Origin of the sequence: Leifsonia sp. 2TAF2 (assembly GCF_052115085.1) — a bacterium.
In the GTDB taxonomy this organism is placed as follows: Bacteria; Actinomycetota; Actinomycetes; order Actinomycetales; family Microbacteriaceae; genus Leifsonia.
The window spans coordinates 1,150,519-1,168,121 of record NZ_JBFRFY010000001.1 but is presented as its reverse complement, the minus strand read 5'-3'; the positions used below and the strand labels follow the sequence as shown (position 1 = coordinate 1,168,121).

Annotated in this window: 16 protein-coding genes; 9 read left to right on the top strand and 7 right to left on the bottom strand. The window is 69.2% G+C overall.

Annotated features, from left to right (window positions below):
- Positions 1-7 precede the first annotated feature (7 nt).
- The 4 genes from AB4Z18_RS05605 to eno all read right to left on the bottom strand — a co-directional run bounded on the left by AB4Z18_RS05605 (position 8) and on the right by eno (position 2,879).
- On the bottom strand, positions 8-253 hold the full coding sequence (locus AB4Z18_RS05605) for a hypothetical protein (protein WP_441781707.1): 246 nt from the start codon (positions 251-253) through the stop codon (positions 8-10).
- Positions 250-846, bottom strand: coding sequence for a hypothetical protein (locus tag AB4Z18_RS05600; protein WP_441781706.1), 597 nt, complete (start codon positions 844-846; stop codon positions 250-252). Before AB4Z18_RS05600 ends, AB4Z18_RS05605 begins: the two co-directional genes overlap by 4 nt.
- A gap of 127 nt (positions 847-973) precedes the next feature.
- Positions 974-1,354 carry a hypothetical protein gene (locus AB4Z18_RS05595; protein ID WP_441781705.1) on the bottom strand — a complete coding sequence of 127 codons (381 nt, stop codon included), beginning with the start codon at positions 1,352-1,354 and terminating at the stop codon, positions 974-976.
- Positions 1,355-1,598: 244 nt separating this feature from the next.
- The gene (eno, locus tag AB4Z18_RS05590; protein ID WP_441781704.1) at positions 1,599-2,879 is read right to left on the bottom strand and encodes a phosphopyruvate hydratase; all 1,281 of its coding nucleotides are present in this window, start codon (positions 2,877-2,879) and stop codon (positions 1,599-1,601) included.
- A 168-nt stretch (positions 2,880-3,047) separates the two neighbouring features.
- Here eno and AB4Z18_RS05585 point away from each other — a divergent pair, with 168 nt between their 5' ends.
- The 4 genes from AB4Z18_RS05585 (at position 3,048) to AB4Z18_RS05570 (ending at position 5,919) form a co-directional block, all read left to right on the top strand.
- Positions 3,048-3,335, top strand: a complete 288-nt coding sequence (locus tag AB4Z18_RS05585; protein WP_441781703.1) for a hypothetical protein — start codon at positions 3,048-3,050, stop codon at positions 3,333-3,335.
- Positions 3,336-3,540: 205 nt separating this feature from the next.
- Entirely contained in the window at positions 3,541-4,734 is a 1,194-nt protein-coding gene (locus AB4Z18_RS05580) for a hypothetical protein (RefSeq protein WP_441781702.1), read from the top strand.
- Positions 4,731-5,135, top strand: a complete 405-nt coding sequence (locus AB4Z18_RS05575; protein WP_441781701.1) for a hypothetical protein — start codon at positions 4,731-4,733, stop codon at positions 5,133-5,135. Before AB4Z18_RS05580 ends, AB4Z18_RS05575 begins: the two co-directional genes overlap by 4 nt.
- 394 nt (positions 5,136-5,529) lie before the next feature.
- Positions 5,530-5,919, top strand: coding sequence for a hypothetical protein (locus AB4Z18_RS05570; RefSeq protein WP_441781700.1), 390 nt, complete (start codon positions 5,530-5,532; stop codon positions 5,917-5,919).
- Between the two features lie 7 nt (positions 5,920-5,926).
- Here AB4Z18_RS05570 and hisS read toward each other — a convergent pair whose 3' ends face one another.
- Complete coding sequence (hisS, locus tag AB4Z18_RS05565; RefSeq protein ID WP_441781699.1) at positions 5,927-7,219, bottom strand: histidine--tRNA ligase; 1,293 nt, start codon at positions 7,217-7,219, stop codon at positions 5,927-5,929.
- 440 nt (positions 7,220-7,659) lie between these two features.
- Between hisS and AB4Z18_RS05560 the strand changes: the two genes are divergently transcribed.
- The 4 genes from AB4Z18_RS05560 to AB4Z18_RS05545 are packed head-to-tail and all read left to right on the top strand — an operon-like array spanning position 7,660 to position 11,681.
- Entirely contained in the window at positions 7,660-8,709 is a 1,050-nt protein-coding gene (locus AB4Z18_RS05560) for an iron-siderophore ABC transporter substrate-binding protein (protein WP_441781698.1), read from the top strand.
- Between the two features lie 6 nt (positions 8,710-8,715).
- Positions 8,716-9,789, top strand: a complete 1,074-nt coding sequence (locus tag AB4Z18_RS05555; RefSeq protein ID WP_441781697.1) for a FecCD family ABC transporter permease — start codon at positions 8,716-8,718, stop codon at positions 9,787-9,789.
- Positions 9,786-10,862, top strand: coding sequence for a FecCD family ABC transporter permease (locus AB4Z18_RS05550; RefSeq protein WP_441781696.1), 1,077 nt, complete (start codon positions 9,786-9,788; stop codon positions 10,860-10,862). Before AB4Z18_RS05555 ends, AB4Z18_RS05550 begins: the two co-directional genes overlap by 4 nt.
- Before the next feature lie 3 nt (positions 10,863-10,865).
- Entirely contained in the window at positions 10,866-11,681 is an 816-nt protein-coding gene (locus AB4Z18_RS05545) for an ABC transporter ATP-binding protein (protein WP_441781695.1), read from the top strand.
- A gap of 12 nt (positions 11,682-11,693) precedes the next feature.
- On the opposite strand, the gene AB4Z18_RS05540 is transcribed toward AB4Z18_RS05545, so the two are convergent.
- Positions 11,694-12,410 carry a MazG family protein gene (locus AB4Z18_RS05540; protein WP_441781694.1) on the bottom strand — a complete coding sequence of 239 codons (717 nt, stop codon included), beginning with the start codon at positions 12,408-12,410 and terminating at the stop codon, positions 11,694-11,696.
- 113 nt (positions 12,411-12,523) lie between these two features.
- On the opposite strand from AB4Z18_RS05540, the gene nhaA reads away from it, so the two are divergent.
- Positions 12,524-13,711 (top strand): Na+/H+ antiporter NhaA, encoded by a 1,188-nt coding sequence (gene nhaA, locus AB4Z18_RS05535; protein ID WP_441781693.1) that lies wholly within the window; start codon positions 12,524-12,526, stop codon positions 13,709-13,711.
- Positions 13,712-13,945: 234 nt separating this feature from the next.
- On the opposite strand, the gene mfd is transcribed toward nhaA, so the two are convergent.
- Positions 13,946-17,563 carry a transcription-repair coupling factor gene (gene mfd / locus AB4Z18_RS05530; protein ID WP_441781692.1) on the bottom strand — a complete coding sequence of 1,206 codons (3,618 nt, stop codon included), beginning with the start codon at positions 17,561-17,563 and terminating at the stop codon, positions 13,946-13,948.
- Positions 17,564-17,603: the final 40 nt, after the last annotated feature.

Here is a 17,603-nt window from a genome sequence, read left to right as displayed (position 1 = left end):
GATGCGCTCAACCTCCGGTCAGCAGGAGGGCCAGCCGGATGATCCCCAAGGCGACGAAGGCGAGTCCGCCGACCGTGAACACCGCCCCGAGGGTGCGGGCGTCGCGGTCCCGGAAGCGCCGTCGGGCATCCGCGTCGGCGAAGAAGGCCGCCGTGCGCCCCGGTCGGAGCAGCAGGAACAGTCCCAGCACGGCGAACAGAGCAGCCAGCGCAAGAAACAGGACGAGCGGCACGGCCTCGGACTCGGTGGTCACGATTGTCGGTCTCCGCGTCCGAGGCGGTAGGCGAATCCGGCGATCGTCGGCAGCGCGACCGCCAAGACGAGCACCGCGACCAGCAGGATGGGCGAGCCGAGATGCGTCGCCAGCGGCTTTCCGATCGTGACCACCAGAGCGGCGACCCCTGCCCACACGGCGCCCGTGCGCCACGTTTCAGACGCCGCCCGCCGTGCAACGCGTTCACTCCAGTCGTAACGGAGCATCGCAGCGCGGTAACCCGCGGCAGCCAGTGCGACGGCAGAGGAGGGCGAAAGCACGAGGAGCAGCCCGAGAGCGAGGAGTGCCGCGCAGACCCCCGTCTGGTAGCGGCGGATCGCGGCGGGGCTCAGCTCGCGGTATGCCGCAACCCCGAAGTAAGCGAGCGCGACGGCTGCAGCCAAGGTGACCGCACCGCCCGCGACCACGAGCACCGCGGTGGCGAGGGTGGCCGCATGCGTCATCACGATGAGCGGAATGCCGACCGCGGCTGCGGCGAGGAGGAATGGCGGGAGCGCGACGTCGTACCAGTGGAGGGGCGCACCGACGAGGATGGGCTCCTCCTCGGTGTCGTCACGGTCGGTATCCCGCATCCCTGCACGATACCCGGCGACGAGTGGTGAGTCCTTGTCGTTCTGCGCGTCGGGTGGCGACGAGATGTCGCAACTAGGTGCTCACATTCGGACGCGACGCCTCACCGGAGGGCCATGACGAGGCCCGCTAATCCGTCGCGATCTCGGCGTGGCAGACGACCGGCTTCCCCGGCTGACCGACGGCGGAGTCGAGCACCTTCTTACTGCCGACGGCCGTCAGCTCGCAGCGGGCGACCCCGTCCGCCGAGGGCATCACGACCAGGCGCGGGCCATGGCCGCCATCGAGCTTCTTGCTCCACGTGGGGCCGCCCGGATTGGCGGGCAGGCTGATCGCGCCGTTCGGGCCGTCCACGAAGTCGTAGCGGACCTCGGCGATCGTGCCTCCGTCGACCTCCCCCGAGTAGCGGACGCTCCGATCGGCGCCTGCTCCGGCACAGCCGCTCAAGGTCACGCAAACGGCGGCTACGGCTACGGCGGAGAGGGCGAGACGGAATGGATGACGTTTCATACCTCGACGATATTTCACGCCGTTCGGGCTGCGCATCCATCGCGGGATGCATTCCCCTCATCCCCCGGTACGATCCCCCGCTCACGTCCGCATCGGGCCGCCACCGAGGGGCACGTCGTTGCTCGCGACACGCCGCGTGAGCCCGCAACTACGTGCCCTTCGCGAGACAGAGGGGGCGAAGGGGCGGGCGCGGAACGCGGAACGGCCCCCGAGCGGTGCTCGGGGGCCGTTCGTACGCGAGGCGTTACGCGGTGAAGCGCGGGAAGGCGCTGCGGCCGGCGTAGACGGCGGCGTCGCCCAGCTCCTCCTCGATGCGGAGCAGCTGGTTGTACTTGGCGACGCGCTCGGAGCGGGCCGGGGCGCCGGTCTTGATCTGGCCGGCGTTGGTAGCGACGGCGAGGTCGGCGATCGTGGTGTCCTCGGTCTCGCCGGAGCGGTGCGACAGAACGGCGGTCATGCCGCTGCGCTGGGCGAGCGACACGGCGTCGAGCGTCTCGGTGAGGGTGCCGATCTGGTTCACCTTGACGAGGATGCTGTTCGCGGCGTGCTTGCTGATGCCGTCGGCGAGGCGCTTCGGATTGGTGACGAAGAGGTCGTCGCCGACGAGCTGCAGCTTCGAGCCGAGCTCGGCGGTAAGGTGCGCCCAGCCCTCCCAGTCGTCCTCGGCCAGCGGGTCCTCGATGGAGACCAGCGGGTAGTTCGCCGCGAGCTCCTGGTAATAGGCGCTCATCTCGGCGGCCGTGCGGTCCTGGCCCTCGAAGCGGTAGACGCCGTTCTCGAAGAACTCGGTGGAGGCGACGTCGAGGCCGAGCGCGATGTCGCGGCCGACGGTGAAGCCGGCCTTCTCGATGGCCTCCGAGATCAGGTCGAGCGCGGCGCGGTTGTTCTCGAGCTCCGGAGCGAAGCCGCCCTCGTCGCCGAGGCCGGTGTTGAGGCCCTTCGACTTCAGCAGCGCCTTGAGCGAGTGGTAGGTCTCGACGCCCCAGCGGAGGCCCTCGGAGTAGGTCTCGGCGCCGAGCGGCAGGACCATGAACTCCTGGATGTCGACACCGGTGTCGGCGTGCGCGCCACCGTTGATGATGTTCATCATCGGAACCGGGAGGATGTGCGCGTTCGGGCCGCCGACGTAGCGGAACAGCGGCAGGTCGGCCGAGTCGGCCGCGGCCTTGGCGACGGCGAGGCTGACGCCGAGGATGGCGTTGGCGCCGAGGCGCTTCTTGTTGTCGGTGCCATCGAGCGCGATCATCGCTTCGTCGACGAGGCGCTGGTCGGCCGCGTCGAAGCCTTCGATCTCCGGGCCGATCTCGTCGAGCACCGCGTCGACGGCCTTGAGCACGCCCTTGCCCAGGTAGCGCTCCTTGTCGCCGTCGCGCAGCTCGTAGGCCTCGAACGCGCCGGTGGATGCGCCGGACGGGACGGCGGCGCGGCTGACCGTGCCGTCCTCGAGGAGCACCTCGACCTCGACGGTCGGGTTGCCGCGCGAGTCCAAGATCTCGCGAGCGCCTACAGCTTCGATTGCAGCCACAACTGTCTCCTTGCGTGGTTTTTCGTGGGGTTTGCGAAGTCAGTCTAGTGAGGCAGGGTGACGGGAAGCACCGGCGTCTCTGCGGCAGGGATGGCCGCAATCGATCGCGACGCCCCGAGCCCACCGCCATTTCGCTACCGTTGTCAAACTTCGAGAGTAGGGAGCGGCATGGGTGGAGCAGTCACCGTCGATACGGCGCAATTGAGGGAGGGCGCGGAGGTGCTTTCGGAAGCGAGCGACGATCGCCCCACGACGGAGACCACGGCGAGCGACCTCGGGTCCGCAGTCGCAGGGAAGGCGTTCGAGAAGTTCGAGCAGTACTGGCCTCCCTCGCGGTCCTTGCTGACAAGCAGCGTCGTCGCTATAACCCGGGCGCTCCAAGCGGCAGCGGACACGCACGAACGCCGCGACGCCCAGGACGCCACAGCATTCCAGGCGGTAGATCGTGCGATCTAGCTACACGGACTGGTCGGTGGTGGGCCTTGAATCGGATCCCGCACCTGGCGAGGTCGAAGCGACGCACGCGTGGGGGTCAGCGCTGCAGAGGGAGTCCGAGTGGCTCGGGCACCAGTCGAAGGTGATGAGCCGAGCGCGGGAGATGGTCGCGGCTCCGCACTGGACTGGGCTGGCAGCACAGGTCTTCGCTGAGACTCTGCAGAGCATGATCGACGCTGCCACGCACGCGTCCGCGCAACACAGCAAAGCCGCCGATGCTTCCAGGGCGTGGGCCGGAGCTATGGCGGAGCTGCAAGGCGGGGCTGACGAGGCATGTCGCGCCGCTGAAGAGGCGGAAGAGGACATCGCTGCCGCGCAGGAGCAGCTAGACGTCTTCGGCCCCGAGCATGCGGCCCTGCTGACCGCGCTGACCGCGCTGGAGAAGATATACAAGCAATACGCGAATGTGCCACCCCCGCCGGGAATCCACGTACCCGCATTGTCCGAGATCACGGCAGCGCGCCGCCAGGAAGCGAAGGCGGACGACCTGCAGACCAGCGCCCGCCGACACCTCGAGGACGCCCAAGAACGCCTCGAGGACGCCAAGAAGAAAGCTCGCGAGGCCAAACACGAGTACGACGCTGAAGCGAAGACCTTCGCCCACCGGCTGGAGGCCACCTTGCACGGCGCGATCAACCGCGCCACTGACCCGGCGCTGAACGAGGACTTCGTGCCCGTTCTGGCCGCTCTGACCGCATACGATCCTGTCGCGAGCGCCCTGACCCGCGGAACCGTGCGCCCAGCCTCAATCGCCGTGCCCGGAGCAGGCGCAAGCACCCAGCAGATCATTCAATGGTTGGTCACCGGTGCCTTCACCGCGAGCGAGCTGATAGCCGCGTGCGGTCCCGTCGCCGTTATGGTCGCACTTGCCGTCATCGCCGTCGGCGGGGTCGGCACCGGGTCCACCAGCGGATCGAGGTTCCTCACCCCGCAGGAGCAACTCGAACGCGCGCGTCTCGCCATGTACTACTGGACGCACAACCTCGACGGAACGCTGAAACAGTACGTTGGCCCCGCCCCCACGGAACTTGGGAAGTACCTCAACGAGGGACCCAACTTCGACGATGTCAACGACATCGTCAACGGTAAGACCCGGCCCGGGAAGAGCGAGCCACACCGCGAGGTCGACACACCCGACGAACTCGTCGACGTCTACAAGGACATCACCCGCGGCGGCAAGCCAACGGAAACTCCCGAAAGTTACGACGGCACACGCGTTGAGCTGCCCGATGGCACCAAAATCGGGCTGCGCAATAAGAGCCGTTCTGGGGGACCCGCAATCGACATCGAACCTCCGCCAGGTGCGAACTTGAAAGACAAGTCGATAAAAGTGCACCTTCCAAAAGGATATGGAAAATGAACATTGACCCGGACACTCTCGAGCATCTAGTGCTCCAGCAGGCCGAGGCGGACTGGCTGGAAATCGGAAACGCCAGCGCCTATGCCGGAGACTTCGAAGAGGATCTCTCGAAACGCAAGGCTCTGCTCTTGCGCACGATCCGTTCACTCGCCGAAGCCGGGTACATCCGGATCGGTCATCTCCAACGCCACGACCCCGCAGACCCGGACAGCCTCGACTGGGCGGAATGGCCGGGGACCCTGGACGACCAGATGACGCGCCTTGCCGAGGTCTACACCCCCGAGGTGCCGGACCACGACGCGTGGTATTGGGCGTGCTGGCTCAACCTCACCGACGCGGGGCAGGAAGTTGTCGAGGCGCTCCCGAAACCTAACAAGCGATTCTTTGATGGGCTGCTCTAACCGCGCCATTCACGCGCGCGTGTCGAGGCCTACATCACCGCGGCGCGCCCCCGGGCTCAGAAAGCGAACGAACAGTTGACCGGCACTCACAGTCGCCACAAGAAGTCCACGAACGCGTCTACGACGCGCGAGTTCTGATGAGCGGTTCGTCGAGTGATGCGGGTAAGCAGATGAGATCGAGAAGGCTGATGACAACAGAGAAGGCAGACGTCGAGGGCGAATCTCGTACCGAGGGCGACAGCATCCCCTGGCTATACCCGGGCGAGTTGCGCCGGCTCCCAGACGGAACCGAGATCGGCAAGCGAGATGCCAGTAAGTCCGGGGGTCCCGCCCTCGACGTTTGGCATCCCTCCGGGAGGTTCATCATGGTACGGGTCGCAAAGGAGGCGGAGGAGTGATCATTCAGCCGGACAACATCGAGCACCTCATGATGTACGGGTCCTCCAACGAATGGTTGCCTCTCGCGGGCGCTGATGCGTACGCGAGCAAATTTCAATCAGACCCGGCGCAGCGGCGCCAGCTCTTCCTCTCGGCAGCACGTTCGCTGGTCGAAGCCGGCTACCTCCATGTGGGATCGCTCGAGCACAGCGACGCCGACGACCGCGGTCTCGGATGGGCGAGGTGGTCCGGATCCACAGATGAGCACTTCAGGTACCTGAACGACCTGTGCTCGATCGGCGACGAATACACCGGTTGGGTCTGGGCGTGCTGGTTTGATCTGACCGAGACCGGCCAAGAGATCCTGGACGGCCTGCCCGAGCCCGACGATCGGTTCTTCGAGTAGCGCCTCGTCAACCCAGCGGCTTCAGCTCGAGCCCCGAAGCATCCGCCGTGTCCGGGTTCACGAACGCGAAGGAGCGGAAGCCGGATGCCGCGGCACGGTCGAGCACCGCCTTCAGGTTCTTGGCCCGGCGGTCGAGCCGGACCCGGCTGCCCCGCGCGACGAGTTCCGACTTGATGGCGACGAGTCGATCGAGGGGCACGGCGGGGTCGTAGACCAGGACGACGGACTCCTGGGCGGCATCGTCGGGCAACTCGATCAGGTCGACGACCCGCTCGAAGCCGATGGAGAATCCGGCCGCCGGCACGTCGGTGCCGAGGAAGCGGCCGATCATCCCGTCGTAGCGTCCGCCTCCTCCCACGGACGAGCCGGATCCGGGGTGCGCGATCTCGAAGATCGTGCCCGTGTAGTAGCCCATCCCGCGCACGAGTGTCGGGTCGAAACGCAGGCTGACACCGGGCGGGAGCGTGTCGAGCGCGTGCGCGAGCGCCTCCAGGTCGGCGACGGCGTCGGTGTCCACACCTTCGGGCAGGATGCCGGTGATCGCCTCGACGGTCAGCTCCACGCCGCCCTCGGCGAGGTGCGGTTCGAGCTGCGCCAGGATGCCGCCGAGCACGGAGGCGGAGTCCGCACCGCCTTCGGCGAGCTCGGCCACGACGCCCGACGCACCGATCTTGTCCAGCTTGTCGATGGAGATCAGCACCTGCGGCCAGCGCGCCTCGTCGAATCCGCAGTACTCCAGCAGGCCGTTCAGGATGCGCCGGTCGTTGATCCGGATGGTGCTGCCGGTCAGCCCGAGCGCCTCCAGAGCGGCCGCCGTCGCGGTGATGAGCTCCACTTCGGCCAGCTGCGAGGGCTCGCCGATGATGTCGATGTCGCACTGCACGAACTGGCGATAGCGGCCCTTCTGCGGCCGCTCGGCCCGCCACACGGGCGCGATCTGGATGCTCCGGAACACCGGAGGGAGCTCGGCCCGGTGCGAGGCGTAGAAGCGCGCGAGCGGCACCGTCAGGTCGAACCGCAGCCCCAGGTCGGCGAGGTCGAGCAGATCGCCGGAGTCGATGGCGGCCGCGAGGTCGTCGCCATCGAGCCCGCGCTTGAGGATGCTGAACGAGAGCTTCTCGTTGTCGCCGCCGAGACCCGAGTGCAGCCGTTCTACGTCTTCGACCACCGGGGTCTCGATCTCGTCGAAGCCGTGGGCCGCGAACGCGCGGCGGATCACCCCGAGTGCATGCTCGCGGCGGGCCTTCTCAGCGGGGAGGAAGTCGCGCATGCCGCGGGGCGGGGTGATCGGTGAGGCCATGCGTCGATTCTTCCATGAAGGCCCGCGCCGCCACCTCGCCCACCACGACCTGTGGAGAGATCGCACCCGAACGCGCCGGTGGACACCTCCCCGGGGGATCGCGGTTCCCCGACCCTGCGCGTATCATCGCGTGCGTTGCCACCCTGATGCCTCGCCTATGTGCCTGGAGCGGTGGTGTCCTCAGAACGAGGACCTGGCATGAGTCGCATCCGTCCGACCACGGCGCTTGCTCGCTGCCAGACACGGGCCGACAACGCGTCTGCCGGAGACCAGGAGAGCGCCGCCGAAGGCGTCGCCTCACCCGAATGGCGGAGGGTATCCCGGGCGGACGCGCTGCCGGCCATCTTTGCGCCGGGGCACCGCGCGTATTAGGTTAGGCTTGCCTAAGGTCGACCGGCGCTTGCGCGGTCCCGCATCCCATCCCCCGTTCGAGGAGAACCATGCTGCCTGCCCCCCGCATCGCCCGCCGGTCGCGTCTCGCCCTGATCGCTTCGGCAATCGTCGCCTCCGCCGCCCTGGTGCTCACCGGGTGCAGTGCGGGCAGCCCCGCCGATTCCGCCACGTCCGGCGGCGACGCCGCCTTCCCGGTGACCGTGAAGAGCGCCCTCGGCGAGACCACGATCGAGAAGAAGCCGGAGCGGATCGTCACCTGGGGCTGGGGCGCGCAGGACATCGTGCTGGCGCTGGGCATCATCCCGACCGCCATGCCGAAATTCACCTACAGCGGCACGGCTGACGGCGTGCTGCCGTGGGACGCCGACCGCATCAAGGAGCTGGGCGGCAAGACCCCGCAGCTGCTCACCTTCGACACGGGCGAGGTGCCGTTCGAGGAGGTCGTGAAGGCCAAGCCGGATGTCATCCTCGCCCCCTACTCGGGCCTCACCCAGACCGAGTTCGACACCCTGAGCAAGCTCGCGCCGGTCGTCGCTTACCCGGAGAAGCCGTGGTCGACCAGCTGGCGCGACCAGACCGCCATCGTCGGCAAGGCGCTCGGCCTCACGAAGCAGGCGGACGCACTGGTGACGAAGACCGAGGACACGGTGACGACCCTCGCCGCGAAGTACCCGGTCCTGAAAGACAAGACCTTCTTCTACGCTGCCGCGAACGAGCCCGGCAAACTGAACGTGTACCGCGCAGACGACCCACGCGTGCAGCTGCTCAACGATCTCGGGCTGAAGAACTCCCCCAGCATCGCCGACCTCGACGGGTCGAAGGGCGACGGCAGCTTCTTCTACCAGTTGAGCTACGAGAACCTGTCGAAGATCGACACCGACCTGCTGGTGATGTACTTCGACAAGCAGTCCTCGGTGGATGCGTTCACCTCTGACCCGCTCGTCGCCGCCATGCCTGCAATCAAGGAGGGACGCTTCGCGCCGATCGTCGGCGAGTCGTTCGTCGCCGCCACCAGCGCGCCGAGCGTGCTCAGCATCCCGTGGATGCTCGACCGCTACGTGCCGCAGCTGGCCGAGGCCGCCGGCAAGGTCCGCTAGCAGACGATGCCCGCGAGCGTGGCCGCCTCGGCGGCACGGACACCCGATGGTGGACGTGCGGGGACGCACCCGCACGTCCGCCGTCGCCGGCGGCTGGTGACGGGGTTCGTCGTCGCCGCCGTGCTACTGGTGGCCGTGTCCGTGCTGAGCCTCATGGTCGGCGCTCGCACGATCGCCCCGGCCGACGTCGTGCACGCGCTGCTGCACTACGACGGGTCGGATGCCGATGCGCTCGTCATCGTCGACAGCCGCCTCCCCCGCACGCTGCTGGGGCTCGCGGCGGGCCTCGGCCTGGGGCTCGCCGGGACCGTCATGCAGGGGCTGTCGCGCAACCCGCTCGCCGACCCGGGCATCCTCGGCGTCAACTTCGGCGCATCCCTCGCAGTGGTCGTCGCGATTGCGCTGCTGGGAGTGACCGCGCCCTCCGGCTACCTGTGGTTCGCGTTCGCCGGCGCGGCGCTCGCCTCCGCCCTGGTCTACACCGTCTCGTCGCTCGGCCGGGAGGGGGCGACACCGGTGAAGCTGGCGATCACGGGAGCCGCGGTCTCCGCGGCCCTCAGCTCGCTCATCATCGCGGTGGAGCTGACGAGCCGCACGTCGCTGGACGCCATGCGGTTCTGGCAGGTCGGGTCGCTCGCCGGCCGGGGTTTCGGAGTGCTCTGGCAGGTGCTTCCGACGCTCGCCGTCGGCGCCGTCCTCGCCCTGGGCCTCGGGAGGCTGCTGAACGGGCTCGCACTCGGCGATGACGTCGCCCGCGGCCTCGGTCAGCGCGTCGGGGTGACGCGGGCGCTCTGCGGCATCGCGATCGTCCTGCTCTGCGGCTCTGCGACCGCCGCGGTCGGCCCGATCGCCTTCGCGGGGCTCATCGTGCCGCATATCGCGCGCCGGGTCGTGGGCGCGGACTACCGGTGGATCCTCGCGTACTCGGCCGTGGTCGCGCCGACGCTGCTGCTGGGGTGCGACATCCTGGGCCGCGTTGTCGCTCCTCCCGGCGAGCTGCAGGTCGGAGTCGTGCTCGCCCTGGTGGGGGCGCCCGTTTTCATCGCCCTTGTCCGCCGGCGCCGGATGGTCAGCCTATGAGCGCGGGACGGACGGTCAAGCCGGATGCTGCGGTCGCAGCCGACGGCGTGGTCGCCCGTGTGCGTGCGGACCGCCGCCACGGGCAGGTACTGGCCCTCCGGGTCTCCGTCGTCCTCGCCCTGATCGTGGTCGTCGTGGCGGCCGTGTCGCTCACGCTCGGTGCCGCCGCCGTCGCGCCCGCCGACGTCCTCGCCGCTCTCGTCGGCCGCGCGGACCGGCTGACGTCGTTCGTCATCCTGGACCTCCGCCTCCCCCGGCTTGTGGCCGGTGCGCTCGTCGGCGCGTGCCTCGGGCTCTCCGGCGCGCTCATCCAGTCGGTGGCGCGCAACCCGCTCGCGAGCCCCGACATCATCGGCATCACGGCGGCGGCGAGCGCGACCGGCTCCATTGCGCTGATCTGGTTCGGGCTGACCGGTCTCGCCCTCTCCGGCATCGTGCTCGCCGGGACGCTGGCCGCCGCCGCTCTCATCTACGTGCTGGCCTGGCGCCGCGGCGTCAGCGGCTACCGCTTCGTGCTGGTCGGGATCGGGATCGCCGCCTTCTGCAGCGGGATCGTGTCGTACGTGCTCACCCGGGCCGACCTCTCGGACGTGCAGCAGGCGCTGGTGTGGATCACCGGAAGCCTCAACGCCGTCGACCCGGCCGCGCTGACCGTGCTGGGGATCGGGACGGTCGTGCTGCTCCCCTGCGCCCTCCTCGTCGGCCGGCCCCTCGGGATGCTGTCGCTGGGCGACGACCTGGCGTCAGGGCTCGGCGTCCGGCCAGAGCGAACGCGCCTGCTCGTCGTCGGCGTCGCGGTCGCCCTCGCGGCCATCGCGGTCGCGGTCGCCGGCCCCATCTCGTTCGTCGCCTTCCTCGCCGCACCGATCGCCCGGGGGCTCGTCGGACGCGGATCGCTCGCCCTCATCCCCTCCGCACTCCTCGGAGCCCTCATCGTCGTCGTCTCCGACATCGCGGCGCAGTTCGCCCTCCCCGGCGTCGTACTGCCCGTCGGCGTCGTCACCGGGATCATCGGCGCCCCCTACCTCCTCTGGCTGCTCGCCAGGACCAACCGCATCGGCCGTGGAGGCTGACACATGACACACGAATCGCCGGCCGTCGTGCCGGAACTCGCCGCACGCGCCCTGTCGCTCGCCTACGAAGGCCGGGCGGTGGTCGACGCGCTCGACCTCGACATCCCCGCCGGGCGCGTGACCGCCATCGTCGGGCCGAACGCCTGCGGCAAGTCGACCTTGCTGCGCGGGCTGTCGCGGCTGCTCCCGCCCGCATCCGGGACGGTGCTGCTCGACGGCGCTGACATCCACTCGCTGCCGACCAAGCGGGTCGCCCAGCGGCTCGGCCTGCTGCCGCAGACGCCGACCGCGCCGGACGGCATCACCGTCGCCGACCTCGTGTCACGCGGGCGGTATCCCCATCAGGGCTGGTTCCGCCGGTGGACGGCCGACGACGACGAAGCCGTCGCCGAGGCGATGACGGCGACCGGGATCGCGGACCTCGCCGACCGTGCCGTGGATGAGCTCTCGGGAGGTCAGCGGCAGCGGGCGTGGATCGCGATGGCTCTGGCCCAGCGGACCGACATCCTGCTGCTGGACGAGCCGACGACCTTCCTCGACATCAGTCACCAGCTGGATGTGCTCGACCTCCTGCTCGACCTCAACGCGGCGCGCGGAACCACCATCGTGATGGTGCTGCACGACCTCAACCTCGCGTCGCGGTACGCCGGGCACCTCGTCGCGATGCGGGAGGGAACGGTCGTCGCGGCGGGCGACCCGGCGGCGGTCGTGACGGCGGAGCTCGTGCGCGACGTGTTCGGGGTCGAGTCGGTCGTCGCCGACGACCCGGTCACCGGGACGCCGCTGGTCGTGCCGCTCGGGCGGCACCACCTGCGCTGACCGGCGCGCCAGTCACTCGGCGGAGCCCGTCTCCTGGTCGCGGATCTCGCCCTGCAGGTCGCGGAGGGTCGAGCGCAACGCGCGCTCCGCATCCAGCCCCTGCGCCTTCGCCGAGGCGACGATCGCGAGGAGCAGCGGGCCCAACTCGTCCTCGCTGCCCACCTGCACGCCGCCCTGCTGCTGCAGGTCGAGCAGGCCGACTTTCTCGGCCCGGCCGAGCAGCTTATCCGCGAGCGCGAGCGAGGGCATTCCCTGGGGGATGCCGTCGAGCACGCTCGTGCGGCCCGGCTTCTCCTGCTTCTTGAGCTCGTCCCAGAAGCCGACGACATCCTCCGCCGTCTCGGCCGTGCGAGCGTCGGCCGCAGCCCGGTCGCCGAAGACGTGCGGGTGCCGGCCCACCATCTTCGCGGTCATGTGCGCGGCCACATCCTGGATGTCGAAGTCCTCGCCCGGAGTGTGAGCGGCGATGTCGGCGTGGAACAGGACCTGGTACAGGACGTCGCCCAGTTCCTCCAGCAGCTCGTCCCGATCGCCGGTCTCGATGGCGTCGATGAGCTCGTACGTCTCCTCGATGAGGTACTGCACCAGCGACTCGTGGGTCTGGTCCGCATCCCACGGGCATCCTCCCGGAGCGCGCAGCTGCGCCATCACAGCGACGAGCTCGTCGAGCTTCGTGGCGGCCTCCGGCACCACCGCCGGCGTCGTGCTCGGACTCACTGCCTCGCCCATCCGGACCTCCTCGCTCTACCCTTCAACCATCCTGCCACCCGGTAGAGTCGTAACCGGTGTGCCGGGAAGTCTGGTCGGCGTCGTTTCTGTGACCCCGCACGAATGGTGGACGTATGAGCATCATCCGATCCGAGCGCACCGCCGCCGGACTCCTGCTGGGGGCGGCCGCCCTCGGCCTCCTCCTCGCCAACACGCCGGTCGGACCTGCGCTGGTCGACCTGCAGCATTCGCACCTCGGCGCAGGACCTTTCGACCTCAGCGTCGGCCACTGGATCAGCGACGGACTGCTCGCGATCTTCTTCTTCATCGTCGCCGTCGAGCTCAAGCACGAGCTGGTCGTCGGCGAGCTGAACAGCGTGCAGAAGGCCATCCACCCGGCCATCGCGGCGGTCGCGGGCGTGGTGGTCCCGGCGGGGCTCTACCTGGCGCTGACCGCCGGGTCGGGGCTGCCGCAGGGCTGGCCCATCCCCACGGCGACCGACATCGCCTTCGCGCTCGGCGTGCTCGCCGTCTTCGGGCGCGGGCTCCCCAACCGGCTGCGCGTCTTCCTGCTGGCGCTCGCCGTGCTCGACGACCTCATCGCGATCCTCATCATCGCCGTCTTCTTCACAACGGATCCGAACCTGCTGGAGCTGCTGCTCGCCGCCGTGACCATCGCGCTGTTCGGCGTGCTGAGCGGGATGTTGCGGGGGCGGATGCGCTGGCCGCTCGGTGTCCTCATGGTGCTGCTGGCGGTGCTCGCCTGGTGGCTGGTCTACGACTCGGGGGTGCACGCGACGATCGCGGGCGTCGCGCTCGGACTCGTAATGGCGCGTCAGCCGGCCGGCCGAGTCACCCACGTGCTCGAACCGTGGTCGAACGGGGTGATCCTCCCGCTGTTCGCGTTCTCCGCGGCGCTTGTCGTGATCCCGCAGGTGTCTCCGTCTGAGCTCTCGCCGGCCTTCTGGGGCATCCTGGTCGCGCTTCCGGTCGGCAAGCTCATCGGAATCACGCTGGGTGGATGGCTCGGATCGTTCACGAAACGCGGTGCGGAACGCGGGCGCATCTCCGTGTTCGGGCTCATCACGGTCGCGGCGCTCGGCGGCATCGGATTCACCGTCTCGCTGCTGATGAACGAGCTGGCCTTCGCCGGCTCCGAGGAGGTGCGGGCCGAGGGCACGCTCGCAGTGCTGCTCGGCTCGGCGGTCGCGATCGTGGTGTCCGGGTTCCTGGTCAGCGCGCTGGCCCGGCGCAACCGGCGGCAGCATCCGCATCCGCAGGCGCACGCGCAACCCCACGTGGACGCGCACCCCGACTCCTGAAAACAGGACCGGCGCTCCTGAAAACAGGACCGGCGCTCCTGAAAACAGGTCCGGCATCCCCACCACAGGCGACGCTCCTGAAAACAGGACCGGCACCGGTCGGAGGCGCGCTAGCGAAGGAGAAAGGTGCCCAAATCTCCTTCACACCGCGGTAGTGAAGGAGATTCGGACGCGACGCGGCCGAATCTCCTTCGATAGCCGATTCGCAGACCGGCCCGCGCGAACCCGAAACCGCTAGCTCGCGCGCTCGGCGGCCGGCTCCTTCTCGGGGAACAGGGCGCCCAGCAGGTCGGCGACCCACGCGATCAGGTCGGCGTCCTCGAGCGCCTCGCCGTTCACGCGGGGCAGCGGCACCGTCGCGACCTTCGGCGCGGCGTGGTACTTCGAGCCCGGGTACATGCGCTGCAGGCGCACCTGCAGCGAGTCCGGCAGGATGGCCGGCGCCAGCCGCAGATTCGAGCCCATCGCCACCACCTCTCCGAGCCCGGCCTTCTGAGCCGACCGGCGCAGCCGCGAGACGGCGATCAGGTTCGTGACGGGCTCCGGCGGCGCGCCGTAGCGGTCGGTCAGCTCCTCGAGCACGAGGTCGATCTGGTCGTCCTTCGCCGTGGGCGAGGCCGCCGTCGACAGCTTCTGGTAGGCCTCCAGACGCAGCCGCTCACTGTCCACATACTCTTCCGGGATGTGGGCGTCGACCGGCAGTTCGAGCCGCAGTTCGGTCTGCCCCTCCGCGACTTCACCGCGGAACGTGGAGACGGCCTCGCCGATCATCCGCAGGTAGAGGTCGAAGCCGACGCCCGCGATGTGACCGGACTGCTCGCCGCCGAGCAGGTTGCCCGCTCCTCGGATCTCGAGGTCTTTCAGCGCGACCTGCATGCCGCTGCCGAGGTCGTTGTTGGCCGCGATGGTCGACAGGCGGTCGTGCGCCGTCTCGCTCAGCGGCTTGTTCTCATCCCACAGGAAGTACGCGTACGCACGTTCGCGCCCACGCCCGACGCGGCCGCGCAGCTGGTGCAGCTGGCTCAGGCCGTACTTGTCGGCGCGGTCGATGATGATCGTGTTGGCGTTGGCGATATCCAACCCGGTCTCGATGATCGTCGTCGAGACGAGAACGTCGAAGCGGCGCTCCCAGAAGTCGACCACGACCTGCTCCAAGGCGTGCTCGTTCATCTTGCCGTGGGCGACGCCGATGCGCGCCTCGGGCACGAGCTCCGCCAGCTTTGCGGCCATGCTCGTGATCGAGCCGACCCGGTTGTGCACGAAGAACACTTGGCCCTCACGCAACAGTTCGCGTCGGATGGCGGCGGCGACCTGCTTGTCGGAGTACGGCCCGACGAAGGTGAGGATCGGATGCCGGTCCTCCGGCGGCGTCGCGAGAGTCGACATCTCGCGGATGCCGGTCACCGCCATCTCCAGCGTGCGCGGGATGGGCGTGGCGCTCATCGCGAGGATGTCGACGTTGGTCTTCAGCTTCTTCAGCGAGTCCTTGTGCTCGACGCCGAAGCGCTGCTCCTCGTCGATGATGACGAGTCCGAGGTCTTTGAACGAGACGCCGTCGGCGAGGATGCGGTGCGTGCCGATGACCACATCCACCGTGCCGTCGGCCATGCCGCGCAGCGTCTCCCGCGCCTCCTTGTCGGTCTGGAACCGGCTCAGCTGGCGCAGGTGGATGGGGAACCCGGCGAAGCGCTCCTGGAACGTCTCGGCGTGCTGCTTCACGAGCAGCGTGGTCGGGACGAGCACAGCGACCTGCTTGCCGTCCTGCACCGCCTTGAACGCGGCACGCACCGCGATCTCGGTCTTGCCGAAGCCGACGTCGCCCGAGACGAGGCGGTCCATCGGGATGGGCCGCTCCATGTCGGCCTTCACCTCGTCGATGGTCTGCAGCTGGTCGGGCGTCTCGGCGAACGGGAAGGCCTCCTCCAGTTCGCGCTGCCAGGGGGTGTCCTGGCCGAAAGCGTGTCCCTTGCTCGCCATGCGTGCGGAGTACAGCTTCACCAGCTCCACGGCGATGTCGCGCACGGCCCGGCGGGCCCTGCCCTTCGCCGCCGCCCAGTCGCTGCCGCCCATCTTGGAGAGCTGCGGAGCCTCGCCCCCGACGTAGCGGGTGAGGAGGTCGAGCTGGTCGGTGGGCACGTAGAGCTTGTCGCCCGGGTAGCCGCGCTTGGAGGGCGCGTACTCGAGCACGAGGTACTCGCGCTTGGATTTGACCGCGTTGCGGCCGCCGCTCGACACCTCGCGCTGCGTCAGCTCGACGAACCTGCCGATGCCGTGCGTCTCGTGCACCACGTAGTCGCCGGGCTTCAGCGCCATCGGGTCGACGACGTTCTTCCGCCGTGCCGCGAGCTTCTTCACCTGGCGGGAGTCGTAGCCGACCGACCGGCCGTAGAACTCGGACTCGCTGATCAGGGCGAGCTTCGTCTCCGGCACCTCGAACCCGTGCTCGGCGGTCGCCTTGATCAGGTACGCGATCCCGGGCTCGGGGTCGGCGGGGAACTCGTCTACGGGGCGCGCCGGAAGTTCGGACTCGGCGAGGACGTCGGCCGCACGCTCGACCAGGCCGGTGCCCGCAGCGACGATCGCCACGCTCCAGCCCTCGCGCAGGCGCGAAGCGACGTGCTCGACCGCACCGGACACATTGCCCTGGTAGCTCGGCACAGCCTCGGCCTGGATGCGCACCTGCAGGTGCTCCTCGAGCTCGCGCTCCTCGGGCAGCACCTCATCGGCCTGGAACCCACTCATGGTCCACCACGGGTGGTCCGGGCTCTCGGCACCCGGACGGCTGAACTTCACCGAGTCCTTCAGCTGCTGCAGGGTGAGGAAGTCGCCCGCGGCGAGGTCGATCGGGGCCGCGGCGCCCACCGTGGCGGCGCTCCACGCCGCCGAGAGGAACTCGCGATTCGTCTCGGCCAGGCTGACCGCGCGCGACGCCACGCGCTCGGGCGACATCACCGCGACGGCCGCGCCGTCCGGAAGGTAGTGGGTGAGCGGCACGAGCCGGTCGACGAGCGCTGGAGCCAGCGACTCCATCCCCTCGACCGGGATGCCCTCGCCGATCTTCGCCAGCATCGCCGAGAGGCTCGGGAACTCGTGCTCCATCTCGCGCGCCCGCTGCCGCACGGACTCGCTCAGCAGCAGCTCGCGGCTCGGCGGGAGGCTGACTTCCGCGATGGGCTCGGGCAGCGACCGCTGGTCGGCCACTGAGAACGCCCGGATCTGGTCGACCTCGTCGCCGAAGAAGTCGATCCGGTACGGGTGGTCGGCCGTCGGCGGGAAGACGTCGAGGATGCCGCCGCGGACGGCGAACTCGCCACGCCGGGTCACCATGTCGACGCGGCCGTACGCGAGGTCGACCAGCTGCGTGGAGAGGCCGCCGAGATCGAAGCCGCGTGCCGCGGCGCGGAGCTCGACGGTGGAGTAGTCGGTCAGATTGTCGGCCAGCGGCTGGAGCGCGGCACGAACGGACGCGACCAGGATGAACGGGGTCGTCCGCTCCCCCTTCGCCCAGTCGGCGAGGCGGCGCAGAGCGAGCAGGCGCTTGCCCACGATCTCCGGGCTCGGGCTCAGCCGTTCGTGCGGCAGTGTCTCCCAGGCGGGGAACTCCACGATCTCGGCTTCGGGAAGGAGGCACGGCAGTGCGCCGCGAATCGACTCGGACTCACGCCCGGTCGCGGTGATCAGCAGTACGGCCTGCAAGGCGCCCTGCTCCGCCCTGCGGCGGAGGAGGCCGGCGAGCAGCGGACCGCGCAGCCCGTCGGTCAGCGAGAAGTCGGCGTCGCGCGCCGCATGGGTGAGCGCGTTGCTGAACGAGGACTCGCGCGCGAGCGCGTCGACAAGACCCTGGAGTATCACTCGGTCGATTCTACGTGGGACCACCGACACGTCGAGGGGT

What these genes read in the sequence shown, in the direction of transcription:
- AB4Z18_RS05600 (WP_441781706.1), bottom strand. Translation starts at nt 846, where the DNA reads ATGCGGGATACCGACCGTGACGACACCGAGGAGGAGCCCATCCTCGTC.
- AB4Z18_RS05575 (WP_441781701.1), top strand. Translation starts at nt 4,731, where the DNA reads ATGAACATTGACCCGGACACTCTCGAGCATCTAGTGCTCCAGCAGGCC.
- AB4Z18_RS05555 (WP_441781697.1), top strand. Translation starts at nt 8,716, where the DNA reads ATGCCCGCGAGCGTGGCCGCCTCGGCGGCACGGACACCCGATGGTGGA.
- AB4Z18_RS05585 (WP_441781703.1), top strand. Translation starts at nt 3,048, where the DNA reads ATGGGTGGAGCAGTCACCGTCGATACGGCGCAATTGAGGGAGGGCGCG.
- AB4Z18_RS05545 (WP_441781695.1), top strand. Translation starts at nt 10,866, where the DNA reads ATGACACACGAATCGCCGGCCGTCGTGCCGGAACTCGCCGCACGCGCC.
- AB4Z18_RS05580 (WP_441781702.1), top strand. Translation starts at nt 3,541, where the DNA reads ATGATCGACGCTGCCACGCACGCGTCCGCGCAACACAGCAAAGCCGCC.
- hisS (WP_441781699.1), bottom strand. Translation starts at nt 7,219, where the DNA reads ATGGCCTCACCGATCACCCCGCCCCGCGGCATGCGCGACTTCCTCCCC.
- AB4Z18_RS05560 (WP_441781698.1), top strand. Translation starts at nt 7,660, where the DNA reads ATGCTGCCTGCCCCCCGCATCGCCCGCCGGTCGCGTCTCGCCCTGATC.
- AB4Z18_RS05540 (WP_441781694.1), bottom strand. Translation starts at nt 12,410, where the DNA reads ATGGGCGAGGCAGTGAGTCCGAGCACGACGCCGGCGGTGGTGCCGGAG.
- nhaA (WP_441781693.1), top strand. Translation starts at nt 12,524, where the DNA reads ATGAGCATCATCCGATCCGAGCGCACCGCCGCCGGACTCCTGCTGGGG.
- AB4Z18_RS05550 (WP_441781696.1), top strand. Translation starts at nt 9,786, where the DNA reads ATGAGCGCGGGACGGACGGTCAAGCCGGATGCTGCGGTCGCAGCCGAC.
- AB4Z18_RS05595 (WP_441781705.1), bottom strand. Translation starts at nt 1,354, where the DNA reads ATGAAACGTCATCCATTCCGTCTCGCCCTCTCCGCCGTAGCCGTAGCC.